21 protein-coding genes, 1 tRNA gene and 1 riboswitch are annotated in these 21814 nt (G+C 72.1%); of the genes, 6 read left to right on the top strand and 16 right to left on the bottom strand.

Going from position 1 to position 21814, the window contains the following annotated elements; translation table 11 throughout:
- From AB0K28_RS35860 to AB0K28_RS35845, 4 genes are all read right to left on the bottom strand, one after another.
- Complete coding sequence (locus tag AB0K28_RS35860; RefSeq protein WP_364378691.1) at positions 1 to 2487, bottom strand: FtsX-like permease family protein; 2487 nt, start codon at positions 2485 to 2487, stop codon at positions 1 to 3.
- Between the two features lies 1 nt (position 2488).
- Positions 2489 to 3241 (bottom strand): ABC transporter ATP-binding protein, encoded by a 753-nt coding sequence (locus tag AB0K28_RS35855; RefSeq protein WP_364378688.1) that lies wholly within the window; start codon positions 3239 to 3241, stop codon positions 2489 to 2491.
- Between the two features lie 112 nt (positions 3242 to 3353).
- A complete protein-coding gene (locus AB0K28_RS35850; RefSeq protein ID WP_364378685.1) occupies positions 3354 to 4043 on the bottom strand; it encodes a response regulator transcription factor in 690 nt (229 codons plus the stop codon).
- Positions 4040 to 5212, bottom strand: a complete 1173-nt coding sequence (locus AB0K28_RS35845) for a histidine kinase (RefSeq protein WP_364378682.1) — start codon at positions 5210 to 5212, stop codon at positions 4040 to 4042. The genes AB0K28_RS35850 and AB0K28_RS35845 overlap by 4 nt, the downstream gene beginning before the upstream one ends.
- Positions 5213 to 5376: 164 nt before the next feature.
- On the opposite strand from AB0K28_RS35845, the gene AB0K28_RS35840 reads away from it, so the two are divergent.
- Positions 5377 to 5838, top strand: coding sequence for a hypothetical protein (locus tag AB0K28_RS35840; RefSeq protein ID WP_364378679.1), 462 nt, complete (start codon positions 5377 to 5379; stop codon positions 5836 to 5838).
- 38 nt (positions 5839 to 5876) lie between these two features.
- On the opposite strand, the gene AB0K28_RS35835 is transcribed toward AB0K28_RS35840, so the two are convergent.
- Both AB0K28_RS35835 and bcp read right to left on the bottom strand, forming a co-directional pair.
- Positions 5877 to 5949 (bottom strand) — tRNA-Leu (locus AB0K28_RS35835).
- A gap of 155 nt (positions 5950 to 6104) precedes the next feature.
- A complete protein-coding gene (gene bcp / locus AB0K28_RS35830; protein ID WP_364378676.1) occupies positions 6105 to 6578 on the bottom strand; it encodes a thioredoxin-dependent thiol peroxidase in 474 nt (157 codons plus the stop codon).
- Between the two features lie 147 nt (positions 6579 to 6725).
- Here bcp and AB0K28_RS35825 point away from each other — a divergent pair, with 147 nt between their 5' ends.
- Positions 6726 to 7058, top strand: a complete 333-nt coding sequence (locus AB0K28_RS35825; protein WP_364378673.1) for a DUF3618 domain-containing protein — start codon at positions 6726 to 6728, stop codon at positions 7056 to 7058.
- Positions 7059 to 7062: 4 nt separating this feature from the next.
- Here the strand turns inward: AB0K28_RS35825 and AB0K28_RS35820 are convergent, their stop codons facing one another.
- The gene (locus AB0K28_RS35820; protein ID WP_364378670.1) at positions 7063 to 8256 is read right to left on the bottom strand and encodes an alanine racemase; all 1194 of its coding nucleotides are present in this window, start codon (positions 8254 to 8256) and stop codon (positions 7063 to 7065) included.
- Between the two features lie 137 nt (positions 8257 to 8393).
- Here AB0K28_RS35820 and AB0K28_RS35815 point away from each other — a divergent pair, with 137 nt between their 5' ends.
- Both AB0K28_RS35815 and AB0K28_RS35810 read left to right on the top strand, forming a co-directional pair.
- The gene (locus tag AB0K28_RS35815; RefSeq protein WP_364378668.1) at positions 8394 to 8993 is read left to right on the top strand and encodes a DUF6286 domain-containing protein; all 600 of its coding nucleotides are present in this window, start codon (positions 8394 to 8396) and stop codon (positions 8991 to 8993) included.
- The gene (locus AB0K28_RS35810) at positions 8993 to 9508 is read left to right on the top strand and encodes a hypothetical protein (protein WP_364378665.1); all 516 of its coding nucleotides are present in this window, start codon (positions 8993 to 8995) and stop codon (positions 9506 to 9508) included. The genes AB0K28_RS35815 and AB0K28_RS35810 overlap by 1 nt, the downstream gene beginning before the upstream one ends.
- Here the strand turns inward: AB0K28_RS35810 and AB0K28_RS35805 are convergent.
- From AB0K28_RS35805 to AB0K28_RS35775, 7 genes are all read right to left on the bottom strand, one after another.
- Positions 9489 to 10865, bottom strand: a complete 1377-nt coding sequence (locus AB0K28_RS35805; RefSeq protein WP_364378662.1) for an L-serine ammonia-lyase — start codon at positions 10863 to 10865, stop codon at positions 9489 to 9491. The two genes, AB0K28_RS35810 and AB0K28_RS35805, sit on opposite strands and share 20 nt — an antisense overlap.
- A 57-nt stretch (positions 10866 to 10922) precedes the next feature.
- Positions 10923 to 11312: a glycine cleavage system protein GcvH gene (gcvH, locus tag AB0K28_RS35800; RefSeq protein ID WP_345397800.1), complete on the bottom strand. Its 390-nt coding sequence runs from the start codon at positions 11310 to 11312 to the stop codon at positions 10923 to 10925.
- A complete protein-coding gene (gene gcvT / locus AB0K28_RS35795; protein ID WP_345397803.1) occupies positions 11309 to 12394 on the bottom strand; it encodes a glycine cleavage system aminomethyltransferase GcvT in 1086 nt (361 codons plus the stop codon). The genes gcvH and gcvT overlap by 4 nt, the downstream gene beginning before the upstream one ends.
- 130 nt (positions 12395 to 12524) lie before the next feature.
- Positions 12525 to 12622: riboswitch (glycine riboswitch) on the bottom strand.
- Between the two features lie 54 nt (positions 12623 to 12676).
- Entirely contained in the window at positions 12677 to 13381 is a 705-nt protein-coding gene (locus tag AB0K28_RS35790; protein ID WP_345397806.1) for a gamma-glutamyl-gamma-aminobutyrate hydrolase family protein, read from the bottom strand.
- A 13-nt stretch (positions 13382 to 13394) separates the two neighbouring features.
- Positions 13395 to 14159 carry a 3-oxoacyl-ACP reductase gene (locus AB0K28_RS35785; RefSeq protein ID WP_345397809.1) on the bottom strand — a complete coding sequence of 255 codons (765 nt, stop codon included), beginning with the start codon at positions 14157 to 14159 and terminating at the stop codon, positions 13395 to 13397.
- A gap of 6 nt (positions 14160 to 14165) precedes the next feature.
- On the bottom strand, positions 14166 to 15509 hold the full coding sequence (locus AB0K28_RS35780; protein WP_364378657.1) for an aldehyde dehydrogenase family protein: 1344 nt from the start codon (positions 15507 to 15509) through the stop codon (positions 14166 to 14168).
- A 9-nt stretch (positions 15510 to 15518) separates the two neighbouring features.
- On the bottom strand, positions 15519 to 16889 hold the full coding sequence (locus AB0K28_RS35775; protein ID WP_364378654.1) for a glutamine synthetase family protein: 1371 nt from the start codon (positions 16887 to 16889) through the stop codon (positions 15519 to 15521).
- Between the two features lie 124 nt (positions 16890 to 17013).
- Between AB0K28_RS35775 and AB0K28_RS35770 the strand changes: the two genes are divergently transcribed.
- Entirely contained in the window at positions 17014 to 17718 is a 705-nt protein-coding gene (locus AB0K28_RS35770) for an FCD domain-containing protein (RefSeq protein ID WP_364379021.1), read from the top strand.
- A 42-nt stretch (positions 17719 to 17760) separates the two neighbouring features.
- Positions 17761 to 18519, top strand: coding sequence for a hypothetical protein (locus AB0K28_RS35765; RefSeq protein WP_364378651.1), 759 nt, complete (start codon positions 17761 to 17763; stop codon positions 18517 to 18519).
- A gap of 52 nt (positions 18520 to 18571) precedes the next feature.
- Here the strand turns inward: AB0K28_RS35765 and AB0K28_RS35760 are convergent, their stop codons facing one another.
- Both AB0K28_RS35760 and AB0K28_RS35755 read right to left on the bottom strand, forming a co-directional pair.
- Positions 18572 to 20365 carry a High-affinity nickel-transporter gene (locus AB0K28_RS35760; protein WP_364378648.1) on the bottom strand — a complete coding sequence of 598 codons (1794 nt, stop codon included), beginning with the start codon at positions 20363 to 20365 and terminating at the stop codon, positions 18572 to 18574.
- Positions 20362 to 21573: a hypothetical protein gene (locus tag AB0K28_RS35755; RefSeq protein WP_364378645.1), complete on the bottom strand. Its 1212-nt coding sequence runs from the start codon at positions 21571 to 21573 to the stop codon at positions 20362 to 20364. The genes AB0K28_RS35760 and AB0K28_RS35755 overlap by 4 nt, the downstream gene beginning before the upstream one ends.
- Positions 21574 to 21814: the final 241 nt, after the last annotated feature.

The following is a 21814-nucleotide window of genomic DNA, read 5'->3' as shown; positions in this document are numbered from 1 at the left end:
TCAGCCGGCCGCCAGCGACCCCGCGATGGACGCCCGCGCCGCCCGCCGCGCCGGGATCACCGCCGCCAGCACCCCCGCCGCCCCCGACAGCACCACGAACAGCAGCACCTGGGGGACGGGCACCGCGTACCGCGAGCCTTCCAGCATCGCCCGCGTCGCCGCCCACCCGAAGACGAGCCCGAGCGCGACGCCCACCAGCGCCCCGATCAGCCCGAGCACCAGCGCCTCGACGGACAGCATGCGGCGCAACTGCGGCCGGGTCAGGCCGAGGGCGCGCAGCAGGGCGGACTCGCGGGTGCGTTCGTGGACGGACAACGACAGGGTGTTGGCGATGCCGAGCAACGAGATGAGGATGGCGAGCCCGAGCAGCCCCGTCATGATCATCAGCACCATGTCGAGCGTCTCGTCGAACTGCCCGCGTACCTCGGTCGCGCTGTTGACCAACACGGTCGGATAGGGGGCCGTGGCGGCGTCCACCACCGCGCGGGCCCGCGCGGCGGGCACGCCGTCCGCGATCGTGACCAGCACCTGCGTGTCGGGCACCGCGCCGAAGTAGGCGTCGAACGCGCGCTCGGGCACGGTGACGGAGGGCAGCATCGTCTGGTCGCCGTCAAGCAGCGCGACGATCCGCAGGGAGACCGTGCCCGCCCGCTGGGTCGCGAGCGTCGCCGTGCCGCCGAGCCGCAGCCCGAGCCGGGCCGCCGTCCGCTCATCGACCGCGACCTGCCCGGCCACGAACCCGCGCAGTGACCCGGCCGTCACGTAGGGCTCCACGTGCCCGGCGAACGTCCCCACGCTCTGCGTCCTGCCGCCGAAACCGGCCTCGACCCTGCGGATCTGCCCCACCGAGGCCAGCTCCGGCCGGGTGCGCAGCTCCTCGCCCACCGAGCGCGGGATGAGCGGCTCGCGTTCCTGGTCCACCAGCAGGTAGTCGACGGGGAACTGGTCGTCCAGCTTGGCCGTCATGGTGAGCCGGGTCGAGGCGGTGATCACGGAGATGAGCGTCATCAGCGTCACCCCGATCGTCAGCGCGACCGTGGTGGTGGCCGCCCGCCTGGGGTTGCGGACGGAGTTCTCCACCGCGAGCTTGCCCGGCACCCCGAACGAGCGGCGCGGCACCCATCCCACGACCGCGCTCAGCGGCCTGACCAGCACCGGCCCGAGGATCAGCACCGCAAGGAAGGTGAGCGCGCCCCCGGCCATGACGACGACCAGCGCGACCTGCCCCGGGGGCAGCGCGAACGCGCCCGCGCCGGTCGTACCGGCTCCTGCCAGCAGGAAGAACGCCGCGAACAGCATCCGCACCCGCCCGGCACGGAACGTGCGCTCCTCAGGTTCGCTGCGCAGCGCCGCGACCGGCGCCACGCGGGTCGCGGACCTCGCGGGCAGCACCGCCGCGCCCACCGTGACCAGCACGCCCACGGTCAGGGCGATGCCGGCGGTGACGGGGGAGAGCGTGACGGCCGCGTCGGTGGGCAGCGGGGCGTCCAGCGCGCCGAGCACGGTCAGCGTGAGCGCGGCCAGGCCGTATCCGGCGGCGAGACCGGCCAGCGAGGCCAGCAGGCCCACGGCGGCCGACTCCAGCAGCACCTGGGAGAACACCTGCCCCCGCGTCGCCCCGATGCAGCGCAGCAGCGCCATCTCGCGGGTGCGCTGGGCGACGAGGATGGTGAAGGTGTTGTAGATGACGAGCGCGGCCACCAGCATCGCGACGAGCCCGAACAACAGCAGCCCCACCGTGAGCAACCGGGTGTCCACGCCGGCGGACGCGGCCAGCTCGTCGGCCAGCTCGGCGCCGGTTCTGACCGCGTACGAGCCGCCGGCCGCCGCCGCGACGGCCTGCTTCAGCCCGGCACCGGAGCCCTTGACGTCGATCTCGGCGTACCCTTCGGCGCCGGTCATGCGCCGCGCGGTGTCCGTGGTGAAGCCGACCGCGCCGGTGAAGGCGAGCTGCTGGTCGAGCCCGGTGTCGATGAGCCCGACCAGGCGGAAGGCGTGCGGCCTGCGGCGGGAGTCGAGCACGGTGATCGTGTCGCCGAGGCGCAGGCCCTGGGCCTCGGCGGTGTTCTCGTCCAGGACGGCGGCGTGGTCGTCGGTGCCGGGCCCGGTGCCCGCGACCACGTCGGTACGGTCGAGCGGGCCTGTGACGACCGAGACGGCCGTGGTGGGCAGGGTGCCGACGGCCTTGCCGTCCTTGCCGAGCAGGGGCGCGGGGCCGCGTACGATGCCCTGCGCCTCGGTGACGCCCGGCAGGCTCCTGATCCGGTCGAGCAGGCCGGCGGGCAGCGGGTCGCCGGAGCCCTTGGGCAGCACGGCCACGTCCACCTTGCCCGCGTCGGCGGTCACCCGCTGGGCGAAGCCGGCCTCGACGGTGTCGTTCAGCACGAACGTGCCCGCGATGAAGCCCACCCCGAGCAGGATCGCCAGCGACGTCAGCAGGAACCTCAGCCGGTGCGCGCGCAGCCCGGCCAGCGTGGTCCTCAGCACCTCACGCCTCCAGCCGGACGAGCGTGTCCAGCACGGACTGCGGCGTCGGCGCGGCGACCTCGGTGACCAGCTCGCCGTCGCGCAGGAAGACCACGCGGTCCGCGTACGAGGCCGCCACCGGGTCGTGCGTGACCATGACGATGGTCTGGCCCAGCTCGCGTACGGACGTCCGCAGGAAGGCCAGCACCTCGGCGCCGCTGCGCGAGTCGAGGTTGCCGGTTGGCTCGTCGGCGAAGATGACCTGCGGCTTGCTGATCAGTGCCCTGGCCACCGCCACCCGCTGCTGCTGGCCGCCGGACAGCTCGGCGGGCCGGTGCGCGAGCCGCTCGCGCAGCCCGACGGTGTCGATGACCCGCTCGAACAGCGTCTCGTCGGCCTGGCGGCTCGCGATGTCGAGGGGCAGGCGGATGTTCTGCTCGGCCGTCAGCGTCGGCAGCAGGTTGAACGCCTGGAAGACGAACCCGATCCGCTCGCGGCGCAGCAGCGTCAGCCGGCGGTCGCTCAGCCCCGTCAGCTCGACGTCGCCGACGTGCACGGTGCCGGAGGTGGCCGTGTCGAGCCCGGCCAGGCAGTGCATGAGCGTCGACTTGCCGGACCCGGACGGCCCCATGATCGCGGTGAACGCCCCCGTGGCGAAGGACACGCTCACCCCGCGCAGCGCGTGGACCTGGGCGCCGCCCTGGCCGTACACCTTGGTCAGTTCTGTTGCCACCACGGCGGCCGGTGCCTGCCGCCGGGTCTCGGTGAGCGTCACGTTCACTCCTTGGTCGCGGGGGTCATGGAACGCGACCAACGCTAGGAGCGGAAATGTCCCTTTCCCTGGGCCTTGAGGAGGGACTTCGTGTGCGCCGCCAGATGACCCAGGGTCAGCCTTCCGGCCGATGCGCGGGTGGTTGGGCGGGCGGCTGGGCGGGCGGTTGGGCGGGGACGATCAACCCCGCCTCGTACGCGTACACGACCGCCTGCGCCCGGTCCCGCAGCCCCAGCTTGGCCAGCACCCGGCCGAGGTGCGTCTTGACCGTCGCCTCCGCCACCTCCAGGCGGGCCGCGACCTCCGTGTTGGACAGGCCGCGCGCCACCATGAGCAGCACCTCGCGCTCGCGCGGCGTCAGGTCGCCCGCTCCGGGCGGCGCCTGCCCGCTGGGGAGCTGGGCGGCGAAGCGGTCGAGCATGCGGCGCAGCGTGCTCGGCGACATGACCGACTCGCCCGCGTGCACCACCCTGATCGCGCTGACCAGGTCGGCGGGCGGTACGTCCTTGAGCAGGAACCCGGCCGCGCCCGCCTTGACCGCCGCGAAGGCGTACTCGTCGAGGTCGAACGTGGTCAGGATGAGCACCCGAGGCCCTCTGATCAGCCTGGTGGCCTCCACGCCGTCCATGACCGGCATGCGGACGTCCATGAGCACGACGTCCACCTGGACCCGCTCCAGCAGCCGCAGGGCGGCCGCGCCGTCGCCCGCCTCGGCCACCACCTCGATGTCGGGCTGCGCCCCGAGCACCATCCTGAAGCCGGCCCGCAGCAGCTCCTGGTCGTCGACCAGCATCACCCTGATCACGCCGCCTCCTTCGCCAGGGGCAGCCTGGCCAGCACCTCGAAGCCGCCGCCCTGGCGGGGCCCGGCCGACACAGCGCCGCCGTACATGCCGGCCCGCTCGCGCATGCCGATCAGGCCGTGGCCGCCGGCGCCGCGCGGCGCGGCGGCGCCCCTGCCGTCGTCGGTGACCCGGACGAGCACGTCCGTGCCGCTGTAGTCGATCTCGACCGTGGCGCTGACGCCGGGGCCGCCGTGCTTGAGCGCGTTGGTCAGGGCCTCCTGGACGATGCGGTAGACGGCGAGCTGCTGCCCCTCGGGCAGTTCGGCCGGCGTCCCCGCGACGCGCAGGCTGGCGGGCACCGCGAAGCCGCTGACCAGCTCGTCGAGCTGACCGAGACCGGGCTGCGGGGTGTAGTCGGTGGGCGCGGTCTCGTTCTCGCGCAGCACGCCGACCAGCCTGCGCATCTCGGCCAGAGCGGCCCTGCCGGTGGCCGAGATGGTCGCGACGGCCGCGCGGGCCTGGTCGAGGTCGGTGCCGAGGGCGTAGTTCGCGCCGTCGGCCTGCACCACCATGACGCTGACGTTGTGGGCCACGACGTCGTGCAGCTCCCGCGCGATCCTGGCCCGCTCGGCCGCCGCGGCCATCCTGGCCTGCTGGTCGCGCTCGCGCTCGGCGCGCTCGGCGCGTTCCTCCAGGCTCTCCAGGTAGCGGCGGCGGGTATTGGCGTACAGGCCGGTCAGCCAGACCGTCACCACGAGGATCGAGCAGCTGAAGAACATGCCGAACGTGGGGCGGTACCAGTTGACCATGGCCAGCGCCACCCCCAGCTCCGCCACCAGGCAGGCCGCCACCGCCCAGCGGAACAGGCACTGCGAGGCCACCGCGTAGAGCGCGACCAGCACGGCCAGGTTGGCGGGCACCGGGGCCAGGCCGGCCAGCCACTGCCCGAAGCTGACCAGCGCGACGGCCGAGAACGACAGCAGCGGGCGGTCGCGCCACACCAGCGGCAGCAGCAGGAGCGCCGTCAGGGCGAGGTAACCGGGCAGGCCGGGCGCGGAACCGCCGCCCAGCTGCGCGGCGCCCTCCGCCGCCACCCCGGTCAGGACGCAGAACAGCGCCAGAGGGCTCGCCCACAGGGCGCCCGCCAGCTTCTCGTGGCGTCGCGACCACGCCCGTACCCTGCCGAACACATCCTCACGATATGCAGCGCATCCGACGTTTCTGTCCGCCTGAAGACTGAAGTGTGAGTACGACCCAGGTCTTACATGGCGGGGAGCTTACGCACGGCTTACGGTGTATTTGGCATTCTCATTACCGGGAGCGCCCCCTGCGGGGCGAGTAAAGGGAGATCGTGATGGCGGATCATGATCGCGATGTCGGGTCGCGCGGCGATGAGGAAGCGCCGCGCGACCCGAGTCCCGAGCAGCCGGCTCTGAAGTACGGCGAACAGGCCGATCAGGCCTACGCCGAGATCCCTCCGACGCAGCATGCCGACTGGGAGACGCCGCGAAGCGGCGGCCGTCGCGGGCGCAAGAGGCTCATCGGCGCGGGACTCGTCGGGCTGCTCGCGGGAGCTCTGATCGGCGGTGTCAGCGTGGCCGCCGTCAACGATGCCGACCATGATCACGACAGGTTCGGCGTCCGGTACGACATGTCGCGCCCGGACCGTTTCCGCATCCACACCGTGCCTGACGTGAGCTGCTGGGGGCGCGAGAACGAGGTGCGCTGCAGTGCGCCCTCGCCGCCCCGAGTGCCACGACCGCCGCGCCCCGAGGAAGCCCCTGCGGCGCCCGTCGCGCCCACCCACGACGACTGAGAAACGGCCGGTCAGGGGCGCGGAATCACCATCGCTTGTAGGGCCGGTGGGATTCGAACCCACACTAACAGCCACCTAAAGACTGCGCCTCTGCCATTGGGCTACGACCCCTTTGCCATTGCCATGCCCCGAGAGTTTCGGTCGGGAAATGACAATTCGGGCACGGGAAGTGCCACGTGCCGCCAATCTTACCGCTTGCGTACGCGGTCCGGCGCCCGCCCGGTAGGCGGCGTTATCACGCGAATAACGCCGCCCGCCGGAGAGGTCTAGGCGAGGCCGAGCTTCTTCTTCAGCGAGGCCACGTGACCCGTCGCCTTCACGTTGTAGAGCGCCTGCTCGATCTTCCCGTCGCCGTCGATGACGAACGTCGAGCGGATCACGCCCACGACCTCCTTGCCGTACAGCTTCTTCGTGCCGTAGGCGCCGTAGGCCTGATGGACGGTCAGCTCGGGGTCGGACAGCAGGGGGAAGGTCAGCGCGTCGCGCTCGGCGAACTTGGCGAGCTTCGCCGGCTTGTCCTTCGACACGCCGAGGACGACGAAACCCTCATCGGTCAGCTGCCCGAGGTTGTCGCGGAAATCGCACGCCTGCTTGGTGCAGCCGGGGGTCATCGCGGCGGGGTAGAAATAGAGGATCACACGCTTGCCGCGGTAGGCGTCGAGCGAGACGGTGCCGCCGTCGGCGGTGGGAAGCGCGAACTCCGGTGCGGCGTCGCCGGGCGCGAGCTTGGTTTCTGTCACTGGGTCCTCCTGATGAACTGCCACCAACCTACCGGCCCGACTCACTGTGCGGCCGCCGTGCCGTCCGGGGCGCCGACCTGACAGACTGATCACGACCAGAACGAACGCCTCGCCGCTGAGGGCACGCGTACGGTCGAAAGGAGAGCCATGGCTGACACCGATCCCGATGAGCTGGAGCGGCAGATCGCGCGGACGCGCGCGGAGTTGGCGCGGACGGTCGACGCCATCGCCGACCGGGTGAGCCCGAAGCGGGTCGCCGAGCGCACGGTGGAAGACGTCAAGACCAGGGCGGGGCACTTCGTCGCGTCAGTGGGCGACGCGCTGGGGGTGACGGCCAGGCCCGCGGAGTTCGGCGACAACCCCGACGAGATGTGGGACGACGAGCGGCCCGACCTGGGCCCGGTGCTGATCGGGATCGGCGCGGTGCTGGTCGTGGGGGCGGCCATCGTGCTCATGCGCCGCCGCCGCAGGCGCCGCTGATCGCTCAGAGGAACGTACGCCCCTCGCCCCGGTAGGTCGGCACCGACTCCACCAGCGCGTCGCCCTCGACCAGATGCAGCGTGTCGAAGCGCTCGCACAGCTCGCCCGCCTTGGCGTGCCGGAAATAGACCCGGTCGCCGATCCGCAGGTCCTCGGCCGCCTGGCCGAGCAGCGGGGTCTGCACCTCGCCCGCGCCTTCGTCGGGCGCGTAGCGCAGCCCGGCCGGTAGGTAGGGCTGCGGCGCCCTGCTGGGCGCCGGTGACCCCGAGGCGATGTAACCGCCGCCCAGCACGGCGACGACGTCCCTGGCCGGGCGGCGTACGACGGGGAGCGCGAAGAGGGCGGCGGGCACGCCGGTGAACGCGCGGTAGAAGTCGAAGAGCCGCGGATGGAACAGGCCGGACCCGGCGGCCACCTCGGTGACGGCCTTCTCGCGGACGGTCCGCTCGACGCTGCCGGTGCCGCCGCCGTTGACGAACTCGAGGTCGGCGACCTGGCGTACGGCGTTGACGATCCTGCCCCTGCGCAGCACGAGGTCCCTGGCGGAGCGGGCCTGCATGAGCCTGATGAGCCGGGTGTGGACGGCGTTGCCCGGCGGGTCGTCGCCGACGCCGGCGATCTGCGCCTCGTACGCCAGCAGCCCGGCGAGGCGGAGGCCGGGCCGTCCGGCGATGCTCGCGGCGAGGTCGGCGGCCTGGTCGGGCTCGCGGATGGGGGAGCGCAGCGCGCCGGCCCTGAACCTGCCGCCGAAGGCGACGTAGCCGGCGTCGATGTCGAGGCAGAGCCTGATCTCGGCGCGCGGCCGGACGCCCGCCACGGCGGCCTCGACGAAGTCGAGGTGGGCGGCCGAGTCGACGGTGACCGTGATCCGTTCTGCGGCCCGCGCGTCTCCCGCGAGTGCGGCCAGGGCGTGCCGGTCGGCGGTGGGGTAGGCGACGAGGATGTCGGTGTGGCCGTGCTCGGCGAGCCAGAGCGCCTCGGGCAGGGTGAAGGCCATGAGGCCGCGGAAGCCGTCCATGGCGAGGACGCGGTCGAGGAGTGCCCGGCTGCGTACGGACTTGGTGGCCACTCTGATGGGCTTGCCGGCGGCGCGGCGTACGAGGCCGGCGGCGTTGGCCCGCAGGGCGGCGAGGTCGAGCAGCGCGAACGGCGGTTCGAGGGCGGCGGTGGCCCGGTCGTACCGCTGCCGATCATCCATACCGGCAGCGTATCCGCATATCGGGCAAATGAACATGAGGCTTGTTCGTGTTAGTTGCGGTCCCCGTAATGTTCGGGCAAACCGGCGGCGAGGGCGCGGTACCGCCCCGGCGCCCTGCATGTACGTCTGTCGGTGTGATGACCACGCTTCAGCAGCTCCTGCCCGGTGCCGTCGTCGCCCCGCGGAACACCGGGCTGCGCCGGGCGACCAGGGCGCTGCGGCCGGCGCGTACCGTTCCCGGCGCCCTCGTGTCGCTCACGCTGGCCGCCGGCCTGGGGGCGACCGCGGCCGAGGTGGTCGCCGCGCTGCTCGGCAGGCCGCTCGGCTGGGTGCCGGTCAACGAGCTGATCGAGCTGGCGGGCCGGAGCACCTGGCCGGAGCTGGAGATCGTGGCGATGGGCCTGGCCGGAGCGGGCACGCTCATGCTGCTGCTCGCGATCATGCCGGGACGTACCCGGCTGGTGCCGGTGGAGACCGACGACCCGCTCATCGTCATCGGCATCACCCGCGCGGGCCTGCGCCGCACCCTGCGCGCCGCCGCCCAGCAGGTGGCCGGCGTGGAGCGGGCGAGCGTCAGGCTGCGCCGCCGCACGATCGAGGTCACGGTCATGACCAGCGGGGAGAGCTCGGGGCAGATGCTCAGGCAGGTCGGCACCGTCGTGGGCGACCGCCTGGCCGGCGTCGGCACGCTGAGCACCTGCGAGGTCGTCGTCCGTCTGCGCAGGAGGGCCGCCTGATGCGCCAGTACGCGGGCAACCGGGTGGGCCTCGCCGTCGTCGGGGCGATCCTCCTGGCCCTCGGCGGGTACGCGTGGCTGCGCGGCCAGGACCGCTTCTTCGACCTGCCGCCGGGCGCCAAGGTGCTGCCGGCCGCCGCCAGGAAGACGCTGGCCGAGGAGCCGTGGCCGCTCTGGTTCGTCGCCTTCGCCCTGCTGTTCCTGACCCTGCTGGCGCTGCGCTGGCTGCTGCTCAGCCTCGGCTGGGGCCGCCGCGGCACCCACAACGGCACCGGCACCGCGATGCTGTTCGTCGGGCTCAAGGGCGTGGACGGGCTCGGCAGGGCAGGGGTCCGGGTGGCCGCCGACGGCCTGCGCATCGGCCTGACCTGCCCGGCCGCCGCCGACGTGGGCGCGATCGTGAGCAAGCTGGACCAGGACATCGTGGGGCGGATCCGGCGCGAGGTCCGCGACGACGAGTGCCCCGCCGTGGTCCGCCTGCACGTACGGCGTCAGGTCAGCACTCGATCACGTTGACCGCGAGGCCGCCGCGCGAGGTCTCCTTGTACTTGTCGAGCATGTCGCGGCCGGTGTCGCGCATGGTCTTGATGGCCCGGTCGAGCGAGACGAAGTGCTTGCCGTCGCCGCGCAGCGCGATCCTGGCCGCGGTGATCGCCTTGTTGGAGGCCACCGCGTTGCGCTCGATGCAAGGGATCTGCACCAGGCCGCCGATCGGGTCGCAGGTCAGCCCCAGGTTGTGCTCGATGCCGATCTCGGCGGCGTTCTCCACCTGCTCGGGCGTGCCGCCCAGCGCCTCGGTGAGCCCCGCAGAGGCCATCGAGCAGGCCGAGCCCACCTCGCCCTGGCAGCCCACCTCGGCACCGGAGATCGAGGCGTTCTCCTTGAACAGCACCCCGATCGCGCCCGCCGTCAGCAGGAACCTGATGACGCCGTCGTCGTCGGCGTGCGGGACGAACCGGGTGTAGTAGGTCAGCACGGCCGGGATGATGCCGGCGGCGCCGTTGGTCGGGGCGGTGACGATCCGGCCGCCCGCCGCGTTCTCCTCGTTGACGGCCAGCGCGAACAGCGTCACCCAGTCCATCGCCTGCAACGGGTCCTTCTCCGGCGGCTCGGACTGCAGGCGGCGGTGCAGCTGGTTGGCGCGGCGCTTGACCTTGAGGCCGCCGGGCAGCACGCCCTCCTTGGCGATGCCGCGCGTGACGCACTCGGACATCACCCGCCACAGGTTCATCAGGCCGCCCCTGATCTCCTCCTCGGTGCGGCCGAACGCCTTCTCGTTCTCCAGCATCAGCGCGGAGATCGACAGGCCGGTGGCGGAGCAGTGCTTGAGCAGCTCCTCGGCGGTGGTGAACGGGTAGGGCAGGACGGTGTCGTCGGGCTTGATGCGGTCGGCGCCGGTGGCCTGCTCGTCCACCACGAAGCCGCCGCCGACGGAGAAGTAGACCTTTTCCCGCAGCCGCTCGCCCGAGGCGTCCCAGGCGGTGAAGCGCATGCCGTTGGGGTGCTCGGGCAGCGAGATCTTACGCTCGAAGACGAGGTGCTCGCCGACGACGAACGGGATCTCATGAGTGCCGAAGAGCGGGACCGTGCCCGACTCGCGCATGGCGGCGATGCGGGCGTCCACGGTGTCGACGTCGACCAGCTCCGGCTTTTCGCCCGACAGGCCCAGCAGGACGGCCTTGTCACTGCCGTGGCCCTTGCCGGTCAGGCCGAGCGAGCCGTACAGGATGACCTCCACGCGGGACACCTGGTCGAGCATTCCGTCCTGGTGCAGGCCGCGGGCGAACTTGTGAGCGGCGGCCATCGGGCCGCCCGTGTGGGAGCTCGACGGGCCGATGCCGATCTTGAAGAGGTCGAAGACGCTGATCGCCATTGATGTGCGCCCTTCATGAAGGGCCGGGGCCCGGCTCGGCGGGCCCCGGCGGGTGGGTCAGGAGTCGCCCGCGGTCAGGGCGGTGTACTCCTCAGGCGAGAGCAGCTCCTCGGGGTCGCCCTCCACACGGACCTTGAACATCCAGCCCTCGCCGTACGGGTCGCTGTTGGCCAGGCTCGGGTCGTCCACGACCGCCTGGTTCACCTCGACGACCTCACCGCCGACCGGCGTGTAGATCTCGTTCACCGACTTGGTCGACTCCACCTCGCCGACGGAGTCACCCGGCTCGACGTTGCTGCCGACCTCGGGGAGCTGCACGTAGACGACGTCACCAAGGGAGTCGGCGGCGAAGGCCGTGATGCCGACGGTCACGGTGACGCTGTCCTCGACACCGCGCACCCACTCGTGCTCCTTGGTGTAGCTCAGGTCGTCAGGGATGTTGCTCACTTGTTCCTCCTGTAAAAGGGCAGCTCAACCAGGTCCACAGGTTCATGGCTGCCCCGGATGTCCACAGCCAGGCCTGAATCGGCGCCGGTGTCCACGTAGGCCATCGCGATGGGCTTGCCCAGGCTCTGGGAAGGCGCACCGCTGGTGACCTCGCCGACGACGGCGCCGTCTCGGGTGACCGGGTAACCGTGGCGCGGCACCCGGCGGCCCCGCGCGACCAGGCCGACGAGCCGGCGCCGCGGCTGGTCGTCCTTGACCGCCTCGAGCGCAGACCGGCCGACGAAGTCACCGGGCTTGTCGAATTTCACCACCCTGCCCAGCCCCGCGTCGAACGGGGTCAGCTCCGCGTCGAGCTCGTTGCCGTACAGCGGCATGCCGGCCTCGAGGCGGAGCGTGTCGCGGCTGGACAGGCCCGCGGGCTTGAGCCCGTACGGCTCGCCGGCCGTCATGAGCGCGCCCCAGAGCGGGACGGCGTCCTCGCCCGCGACGAACAGCTCGAAGCCGTCCTCGCCGGTGTAACCGGTACGGGCGATGAGCGCCTGCCGGCCGTCCACCGTGCCGGGCAGGCCGGCGTAGTACTTGAGCCCGGCCAGGTCGGCGTCGGTGAGCGTGGCCAGGATCTCCTGCGCGCGCGGGCCCTGGACGGCGATCAGCGCGTACCGGTCGGAGCGGTCCTCGACCACCGCGTCGTACGCCTTCGCGCGCTCCTGCAGCTCGCGGGCCACCTTCTCGTAGTTGGAGGCGTTCGCCACGACCATGAACTCCTCGTCACCGAGCCGGTAGACGATGAGGTCGTCGAGCACTCCGCCGCGCTCGTTCACGATCATGGTGTAACGGGCCCGGCCGACGGCCAGCGCCGACAGGTGGCCGACCAGCGCGTAGTCGAGCGCCTCGGCGGCCTGCGGGCCGGTCAGGAAGATCTCGCCCATGTGCGACAGGTCGAACAGACCGGCCGCCTCGCGGACGGCCCGGTGCTCGGCGGACTCGCTGCCGTACCGGAGGGGCATGAGCCAGCCGGCGAAGTCGGTCAGGGTGGCGCCGAGGCTCTCGTGAACGTCTCGGAGCGGTGTCGGTCGGGACATTGGACGCACCTCAGGACAGGAGTGGATGCCAGCATCCTCCCCCTCTGTCATCGGTGCCTGAGAGCTTCGCCCGACTTTTGCCGGACTTTCACCTTCGGCGAGGCCGCGAGGGCCTGCTTTCCAGAGACACCGTAGCCGTGCGGTCCTTTGCCTTGAGAGGTTCGCGGGGAGGGCTTGCTCCTTCAGGGGCCCTGACCGGCTGTCAGGGCACTCTCCCGCACGGTTTCGTCGGTGATGTCCGCCAGCCTAGTGGGGATATGGGGCTGTTGTCGCGTTCGCGGTTCAGCAGGCCGCGACCAGCGTCTCGAAGAGCGCCCGATCCTCCGCCACCTCCGGGTGCCACTGCACCGCCATCGCGAACCCGGCGCCCTCCAGCTCCACCGCCTCGATCGTGCCGTCCGCCGCCGTCGCGGTGACCGACAGGCCGGGCGCGAGCCGGTCCACGCCCTGGTGGTGGTAGTGCGGCACCGGCAGCGGCTCCGGCAGCGGCACCGTGCCCAGCGCCTTCGCCAGGCGCGAGCCGGGGACGGGCGTCACCGGCAGGTCGCCGAAGCGGCCAGGGCCTGGGCAGTGGCCGGTGTGGCCCACGACGTCCGGCAGGTGCTGGTGCAGGCTGCCGCCGAGCGCCACGTTCAGCACCTGGAGCCCCCGGCAGATGCCCAGGTAGGGCAGCCCGGCGTCGAGCGCCGCGCGCAGCAGCGCGAACTCCGCCTCGTCGCGGAACTCCCGCACGTAGCCGGTGCGCTCGTGCGGGGCCGCGGCGTACCTGGCCGGGTCGATGTCACCGCCGCCCGCCAGCACGAGCCCGTCCAGCCGGCCCACGAGCGCGGCGGGCTCACCGGCCGGCGGCAGCACGACCGGCTGCCCGCCGGCCGCCGCCACCTTCTCCACGTACGCGTACGGCAGCAGCGCGGCGGGCGTGTCCCGCCACACCGTGAACGTGGCCTGCTCGACGTAGCAGGTGATGCCGATGACCGGACGCCGCATGGCGTGCCCCCCTCTAGAGCGGCGTGACGTACGCGCCGGAGATGCCGCCGTCCACCAGGAACTCGCTGGCCGTGACGAACGAGGCGTCGTCGCTGGCGAGGAACGCCACCGCCGCCGCGATCTCCGACGCCTCCGCGAAGCGGCCGACCGGCACGTGCACCAGCCGCCGCTGCGCCCGCTCCGGGTCCTTGGCGAACAACTCCTGGAGCAGGGGCGTGTTCACCGGGCCTGGACACAGCGCGTTCACTCTGATGCCCTCCCTGGCGAACTGCACACCCAGCTCACGCGACATCGCCAGCACGCCGCCCTTGGAGGCGGTGTAGGAGATCTGCGAGGTCGCCGACCCCATGACCGCCACGAACGACGCCGTGTTGATGATCGAGCCCTTGCCCTGCCGCCGCATGTACGGGATGACGTGCTTGCAGCAGAGATAGACGCTGGTCAGGTTCACCTCCTGGACGCGGCGCCAGGCCTCGATGCCGGTCTCCAGGATCGAGTCGTCGTCGGGCGGCGAGATGCCGGCGTTGTTGAAGGCGATGTCCACGCTGCCGTACGTCTCGTACGCGGTGGCGAACATGCGGACGACGTCGTCCTCGTTCGTGACGTCGGCCCGTACGAACAGGCCGCCGACCTCGCTCGCGGCCTGCTTGCCCGCCGCCTCGTCGACGTCCGCGCAGACGACCTTGGCGCCCTCCTCGGCGAACCGGCGGGCCGTGGCCAGCCCGATGCCGCCCGCCGCTCCCGTGATGACCGCCACCCGATCCTGCAACCGCTGCATCCCGTGTCACTCCGTTGCGATGAAGACGTTCTTGACCTCGGTGAACGCCGCAAGGGCATCCGCGCCGAGCTCCCTGCCGAGTCCGGACTGCTTGAAGCCGCCGAACGGGGTCCAGTAGCGGACGGAGGAGTGGGAGTTGACCGACAGCGCCCCCGACTCGACGGCCCTGGCCACCCGCAGCGCCCGCCCCACGTCGCGGGTCCAGATGGAGCCGCTCAGCCCGTACGGGGTGTCGTTGGCGATGCGGACGGCGTCGGCCTCGTCCTCGAACCTGGCCACCGACAGGACCGGGCCGAAGATCTCCTCGGTGAACGCCCGGTCGGTGACCTCGGGGGTCAGCACGGTGGGCGGGAACCAGTAGCCCCTGCCCTCGGGGCACGAGCCCTGCACGTAGGGGTCGCCGTCGACGAAGCTCGCGACGCGGGCCAGGTGCTCGGCGCTGATGAGCGGGCCCATCTCGGTGGCATCGTCGCGCGGGTCGCCCACCTTGACGCCCAGCACGGCGGGGGCGAGCAGGGACATGAACTCGTCGTACACGCTCGACTGGACGAGCAGGCGGGAGCGGGCGCAGCAGTCCTGGCCCGAGTTGTCGAACACCGCGTACGGCGCCGTCGCCGCCGCCTTCTCCAGGTCGGCGTCGGCGAAGACGATGTTGGCCGACTTGCCGCCCAGCTCCAGCGTCACCCGCTTGACCTGGCGCGCCGCCTTCGCCGCGATCTCCTTGCCCACCTCGGTCGAGCCGGTGAACACGATCTTCGCCACGCCGGGATGCTCGACCAGGCGGGCGCCCGCGACCTCCCCTGCCCCAGGCAGCACCTGGAGCACCCCCTCGGGGAGGCCCGCCGCCAAGGCCAGCTCGGCCAGCCTCAGCGCCGTCAGCGGGGTCCACTCGGCCGGCTTCACGATCACCGTGTTGCCGGCCGCCAGCGCGGGGGCCACGCCCCACGACATGATCAGCATCGGGAAGTTCCACGGCACGATGACCCCGACCACACCGAGCGGCTCGTGGAAGGTGACGTCCACGCCGCCCGCGACCGGGATCTGCCTGCCGTGCTCGCGCTCGGGCGCGCCCGCGTAGAAGTGCAGCACGTCGCGTACGGCGCCGGCCTCCCAGCGGGCGTTGCCGATCGGGTGCCCGGCGTTGGCCAGCTCAAGCTCGGCCAGCTCCGCGCCGTGCGCGTCCACCAGGTCCGCGAACCTGCGCAGCAGCCTCGCCCGGTCACCCGGCGCGACCGCGCGCCAGCCCGCGTACGCCGTCCTGGCACGCTCCACGGCCCGGTCGACCTCGGCCGCGTCGGCGAGTTCGACGTCGGCCAGCACCTCTTCCGTGGCCGGATTCACGATTTTCATGCGAGCCCGTCACATCCGCTCGAAACCACGGAACATCTCCCAGTCCGTCACCGCCGCGTCGAACGCGGCCAGCTCCACCCGCGCGTTGTTGGCGTAGTGCTCGACCACGTCCTCGCCGAACGCCTCCTTGGCCAGCTTCGACCCCTCGAACACGGCCAGCGCCTCGCGCAACGTCGCCGGCACCCGCTCCGCCCCCGAGGCGTAGGCGTTGCCCGCGTACGGATCCTCCAGCGGCAGTTCGGCGTCGATGCCGTGCAGCCCCGCCGCGATCAGCCCCGCCACCGCCAGGTACGGGTTCACGTCGCCGCCCGGCACGCGGTTCTCCACTCGTAGCGACAGGCCGTGGCCGACCAGGCGCAGCGAGCAGGTGCGGTTGTCCACGCCCCACTTGAGCGCCGTGGGGGCGAAGCTGCCGGGCACGAAACGTTTGTAGGAGTTGATGTTGGGCGCGTACAGCAGGGTCAGCTCCCGCATCGCGGCCAGCTGCCCGGCCACGAAACCGGCGCCCAGCTGGGACATCCCGTACGGCCCCTCACCCGCCATCACCGGGTCGCCGTCCACGCTGCGCAGCGAGATGTGGATGTGGCAGGAGTTGCCCTCACGCTGGTTCGGCTTGGCCATGAACGTGATCGACCGGCCCTCCTGGGCGGCGATCTCCTTGGCCCCCGTCTTGTAGATGACGTGGTTGTCGCAGGTCGCCAGCGCCTCGGCGTAGCGGAAGGCGATCTCGTGCTGGCCCAGGTTGCACTCGCCCTTGGCCGACTCGACGTAGAGGCCCGCGCCCTCCATCTCACGCCTGATCCGCCGCAGCAGCTTCTCGACGCGGCCGGTGCCGAGCAGCGAGTAGTCGACGTTGTAGAGGTTCGCGGGGGTCAGATCGCGGTACGCGCGGCGCCAGGCGTCCTCGTAGGTGTCGTCGTAGATGACGAACTCCAGCTCCGTGCCGACGTACGCGGCCAGGCCGCGCTCCTGCAGCCGGGCGAGCTGGCGGCGCAGGATCTGGCGCGGCGAGGCGGTCACCTCGGCGCCGCCCTCCCATGCGAGGTCGGCCATGACCAGCGCGGTTCCCTCGTGCCAGGGCACCCGGCGCAGCGTCGAAAGGTCGGGCTTCATGACGAAGTCGCCGTAGCCCCGCTCCCAGGACGACATGGCGTAACCCGGGACGGTGTTCATGTCCACGTCGACGGCCAGCAGGTAGTTGCAGCCCTCTGAGCCGTGCTGCAGCACCTCGTCGAGGAAGTAGCGCGCCGACAGCCGCTTGCCCTGCAACCTGCCCTGCATGTCGGCGATCGCGAGGAGCACGGTGTCGATCCGGCCGGCGGCGATGTCGTCGCGCAGCTCGGTCACGGACAGGAACCCGCTGCTCGCTCGATCGCTCACGCTACGTCGCTCCGATCTGGCCTGACGCGCTTTCCCGCTGATTGGGCTAGTCTCAGACCATTGATGTGCATGGTGGGATCACTTGTCAAGGCCTGAGGACACGTTGGACGAGTCGGCGCGTTTGATGACGGTGTTGCGGCCGGTCAGGGCCGGCAACGCCTTCGAGGAGACGGTCGAGCGGCTGCTCCAGGCGATCAAGCTCGGCGTCGTCCCGCCGGGGGGCAAACTGCCGCCCGAGCGCGAGCTCGCCGTCCAGCTCGGCATCAGCCGGGTCACCTTGCGTGAGGCCATCAGGGCGCTGTCCGACGCCGGATACCTCGACGTGCGCAGGGGCCGCTATGGCGGGGCCTTCGTGACGTACCGGCCGCCCGAGCCCGACGCGGGCAAGGCCCGCGAGGCCCTCCAGGAGATGGGAGCCGACGAGCTGTCCGACGCGCTCACCTTCCGGCTCGCCGTCGAATGCGGCGCCGCCCAGGTGCTCGCCGCCTCGCCGCTCGGCGACGCCACCCGCGCGGCGCTGCTGCGCCGCCTCACCGAGCTGAACGCCGCCGGTCTCGACGACTACCGCCGCCTCGACACCGCCTTCCACCTGTCGATCGCCGAGCTGACCGGCTCGTCCCTGCTCGCCGCCAGCTGCGCCGACGCCCGCTCCCGGGTCAGCGGCCTGCTCGACGCCATCCCCATGCTGCAGGTCAACCTCGACCACGCCGCCGTCCAGCACCGGGCCATCGTGGACGCCATCCTCGCCGCCGACCCCGACGCCGCCAGGCGGGCCGTCGCCGAGCACCTGGAGGGCACCGCCGCGCTGCTGCGCGCGTTCCTGGCGTGACCCGACCGGTTTGCGCGGCTCGTACCATCGATCTCAAGGGTCATGGGGCACTGGTTTCAGCACAGCATCGTCGCCACAGGACGGCTTCCGCTGTTCTGCTACTTCGTCATGCTCATCGTGGCCTTCATCGCCACCCGCATCAACGTGCGGTTGATCAGGGCGAAGATCGGCTGGTTCCGTAACTTCACCGTCGGCGAGATGCACATCCACCACGTGGTGTTCGGCGTCGTGCTCATGCTGATCGGCGGCGTGGCGCTCATCGTCTCGCCCGGCTCCCAGGTCGGCACCGCCGTCGCCGCGTCCGTCTTCGGGGTGGGCTCCGCGCTCGTGCTCGACGAGTTCGCGCTCATCCTGCACCTGCACGACGTCTACTGGGAGGAGGAGGGGCGCACCTCGGTCGACGCCGTGTTCATCGCGATCGCCGTCAGCGGGCTGCTGCTCATCGGCCTGCGCCCCCTCACCTGGGACTACGGCACGCCCGTCGTCAACCCGGCGGCGCTCATCGTGGCCAACCTCGTGCTCGCCGTCGTCACCCTGCTCAAGGGCAAGATCTGGACCGGCATGGCCGGGCTGTTCGTCCCGCCCATGCTGCTGGTGGGCGCCCTCCGGCTGGCGCGGCCCGGCTCCCCGTGGGCCCGCTGGTTCATCGCCGGGCGGTCACCCCGCAAACTCGCCAAGGCCGTACACCGGGAGGAACGATGGCGCCGGCCGGCCATCCGGGCGAAAATCGCCTTCCAGGAGTTCCTCTCCGGCCGCCACGACCTCCCCTCCACCCGCCGCCCCCGCCGCTCCCGTACGTGAGCCTGGCGCGGGGCATGCGACTGGGCGCGGGACCTACGGCCGGACACGGGGCTTACAGCGCGGCCACCGAGCGCAGTGCCAGCCCCGTGCCCAGGACGATCACCATCGCAGCCGTCCCCATCGGCGCCAGCCCCGACAGCCGCGCGGCCAGCCGCCGTCCCTTGGCGGCCCGCCGCTCCAGCCGGTCCACCAGTTTGACGAGGAGCAGACCGGTCACGGTGAGCGTCGCGGCCATCCCGAGACCGTAGGCGGTGACCAGCGCCACCCCGAACCAGGTCCGGCCGAGCGCGATCGCGCCGAGGAGCACGATGAGCGCCGACGGACTCGGCACCAGCCCTCCCGCCACCCCCAACCCCACCAACCCACCCCGCCTACCACCGTGCCCGTGCCCGTGCCCGTGCCCGTGCCCGTGCCCGTGCCCGTGCCCGTGCCCGTGCCCGTGCCCGTGCCCGTGCCCGTGCCCGTGCCCGTGGTCGTGGGAGTGGGAGTGGGAGTGGGAGTGGGGGTGCTCTTGGTTCCCCTGCGCGCCTGCGTGACCGTCGCGGTGCTCGTATGCGTCCCCATCCCCGTCCCCGTAGCCGTCTTCGTCCCCACGGCCGTGCCCGTGGCCGTGGGCGGAAGTGGGGGAGTGGGCGATGGCGTGGGTGTGGTTGGGGTGGTCTTCTGGGTGGTGGCGGGCGGTGCGGAGGAGGCGGAGGCCGATCAGGGCGATCAGGGCGCCGCTGGCCACGCCGAGCCAGCCCAGCACCGTCTCGCCGGCCAGCGCCGTGAAGACGGTCAGCAGCAGGCCCACCATCAGCACTCCGGCCGTGTGGGTGGCCGTCACCGCCGCGCCCACCACCAGGGCGTCGCGCGGGCGTCCACGGCGTCCGGCCAGGTACGCGGCCATGATGGTCTTGCCATGGCCCGGGATCAGCGCGTGTCCCGCCCCGAGTACGATCGCCAGCCCCACCGCCAGCAGCCCCAACGGCACCGTCAGCGTGTCCGAGCCGATCAGCGCGGTGAGCGTGCGATCCAGGGCGGCCAACGCGTCACCGATGGGCCCGCCGATCTCGGCCCCCAGCCCGCCGGGCAGCGCGCCGCCGGGCTCGGCTTCTGTGTTGCCGGGCGGCGTGTCGCCGGGCTCGGCTTTGCGGCTGTCGGGCGGTGTGGCGGTGGTTTCGGTCCCTTCGCCACCGGGCGGTGTGGTGTCGCTGGACGGCGGTGGGTCCGTGGCGGGGGAGACGGTGAGGGTGGCGGTGCGCTGGTCGAGGGGCGTCGTCAGGAGGTCGTCGGGGTAGGTGCGCAGTTCCTGGCTGATGCTCGTCGCGGGTACCGAGGAGGCGGTCAGGCGGACGCCGTCCCCGGTGGCGGTGATCTCGCGCCAGCCGAGCCTGTCCTGCTCGAACCCGTCGGTGAAGGTCACGGCCCCTGATGGGCGGACCTCGGCGACGAGCCGGCAGGACAGGCGGCTGGTCCGCAGCCCGCCCTCACCGGGCGCGTACGCGAACGCCGCGGACTCCACCCGCCACGGCACCACCCGGCCCGCCACCTGGAGCCGCTGGGCGGCGGCCAGCGCGGCGCACCGGCGGGCGGCGTAGGCGGACCCGGCGGCGCTCACCTCCGGCTCGGCCTGCACGGTGGGCAACTCGGCCAGATCCACGACGGCGAGGTTCCGGACGTGGGAGGGCGTGACCCGCAGCCCGTTGTAGTGATTGACGGTGAACCGCCCCAGCGGATGCGCCACCACGCCGACCTGCGGCGCGCTCGCCTGAGCAGCGGCGGTGTTAACGGACAGCAGTGCGGGGCCCAGGGACAGGCCCAGGGACAGGAGGGCGGTGACGGTGAGGAGGAGGGCGCGTCTCATGAGAACCTCGCCAGGGCTGGGAGGTCGGGGTCGAAGCCGCGGACGGAGGGCGCGCCGGAGGCTTCGGTGAGGCCCAGGGAGTGCTCTATGCGGGTGCGGTGATAGGTCAGTAGAGGGTTCTTCCAGCCTGTTCCGGTCGCGTGTCTGGCGTAGGGGAGGGCCTTCTCGGGGGTGCCGGCCTTGAAGAGGGACCAGGCCAGGGCGTCGGCGGCCACGAGGTTGGGGTTGCGGGTGTATTCCGCCCTTGCGTGGCGGACGGCGGCCTTCGGGTCGCCGTGGTCGGCTTCGAACTCGGCCCAGGTCAGGTCGTCGCGCACTCCGGCCGCCTCGTAGAGCTCGCGCTGGGCTTCCAGGAGGGTCCAGTCGGCGGGGAGGCCGGCTTTGATGCGGGTCTCGCCCTGCTCGATGAGGTACTGGGGGAGGGGGAGGCGTTGGACCACCTGGTCGTACAGGGATAGGGCTTCGCTCAGGCGGCCGTCCAGGGCGGCGACCTTGGCCTGTCCGGCACGTGCGGGGATGTGGGCGGGGTAGGTGTTCAGGGCGTCGGCATAGTGGCGGGCGGCGGTTTCGAGGTCTCCCTCGTGGAGGGCCAGTTCGCCCTGGTAGTAGCGGGCGTAGGCGCGGTCGGCGGGGAGCCAGGCGTCCTCATGGGCGTAGTCGAGGTAGGTGCGGGCCGTCTCCACGTCCCCGCGCAGCTCGGCCGCGTAGGAGGCGCGGGTGAAGGCGGCCACACCCGGGCGCAGGGCCATCATCGCGTCCACGGCCTGCTGGGCGGCGCGCAGGTCACCCAGCTGGGTGCGGGCGTCGGCGAGCACGCCGTACGCGGCGGCGGCGTACGGGTTGGCGTCGATGGCGCTCTCGGCCAGCTCGGCGGCCCTGGCGAACTCGTGCCTGGCCGCCGCCAGCGCGGCCTGCCCCGTGAGCACCGCGTCGTCCTTCGGGGCGATCTTCGCAGCCGTGGCGAGCGCGCCTTCCGCCTTCGTGTACGCGGATGGGTCGCCGGTGAGGCGGGCCTGGTCGATGTGGCGGGTGGCGAGCTCGGCCCAGCCCCTGTGGTCGCCGGGCAGCCTTCTGAGCCGTTCCTGCAGGGTCTCCCGGCGGGGCGGGTCGGCCGCCGGCGCGGGCGTCGGGGCCGACGTGAACGAGACGAGGGTGATGAGCACCGCCCCTACGAGGGCGAGTCCGGCGAAGAGGGCGAGGGCACGCATGTGGCTGGGCTCCAGAGGAGGATGCGGGGGCCGTGAGTCTCCACGGGGGGGCGCGGGTGGTCGTCATAAGGGTGTGCGGGGTGCGTTGTGTGGGAGGCCCGCGCGGGTGGGGTGAGCCGGCCGGCTGTGACGGGGGCACGGCCGGCCGGCTCCTAATGAGTGCTGGGAGTAAGCCATCCGGCAGACTCCGTAGTGGATAGTGGCCGCTGGCAGGTGAGCACTTTCGGCTCCTGGACATTGA

The sequence above is a fragment of the Nonomuraea sp. NPDC049504 genome, assembly GCF_040676845.1.
GTDB lineage: Bacteria > Actinomycetota > Actinomycetes > Streptosporangiales > Streptosporangiaceae > Nonomuraea > Nonomuraea salmonea.
Note: the sequence above shows the minus strand (reverse complement) of the source record. Positions and strands in the feature narration are given on the sequence as shown.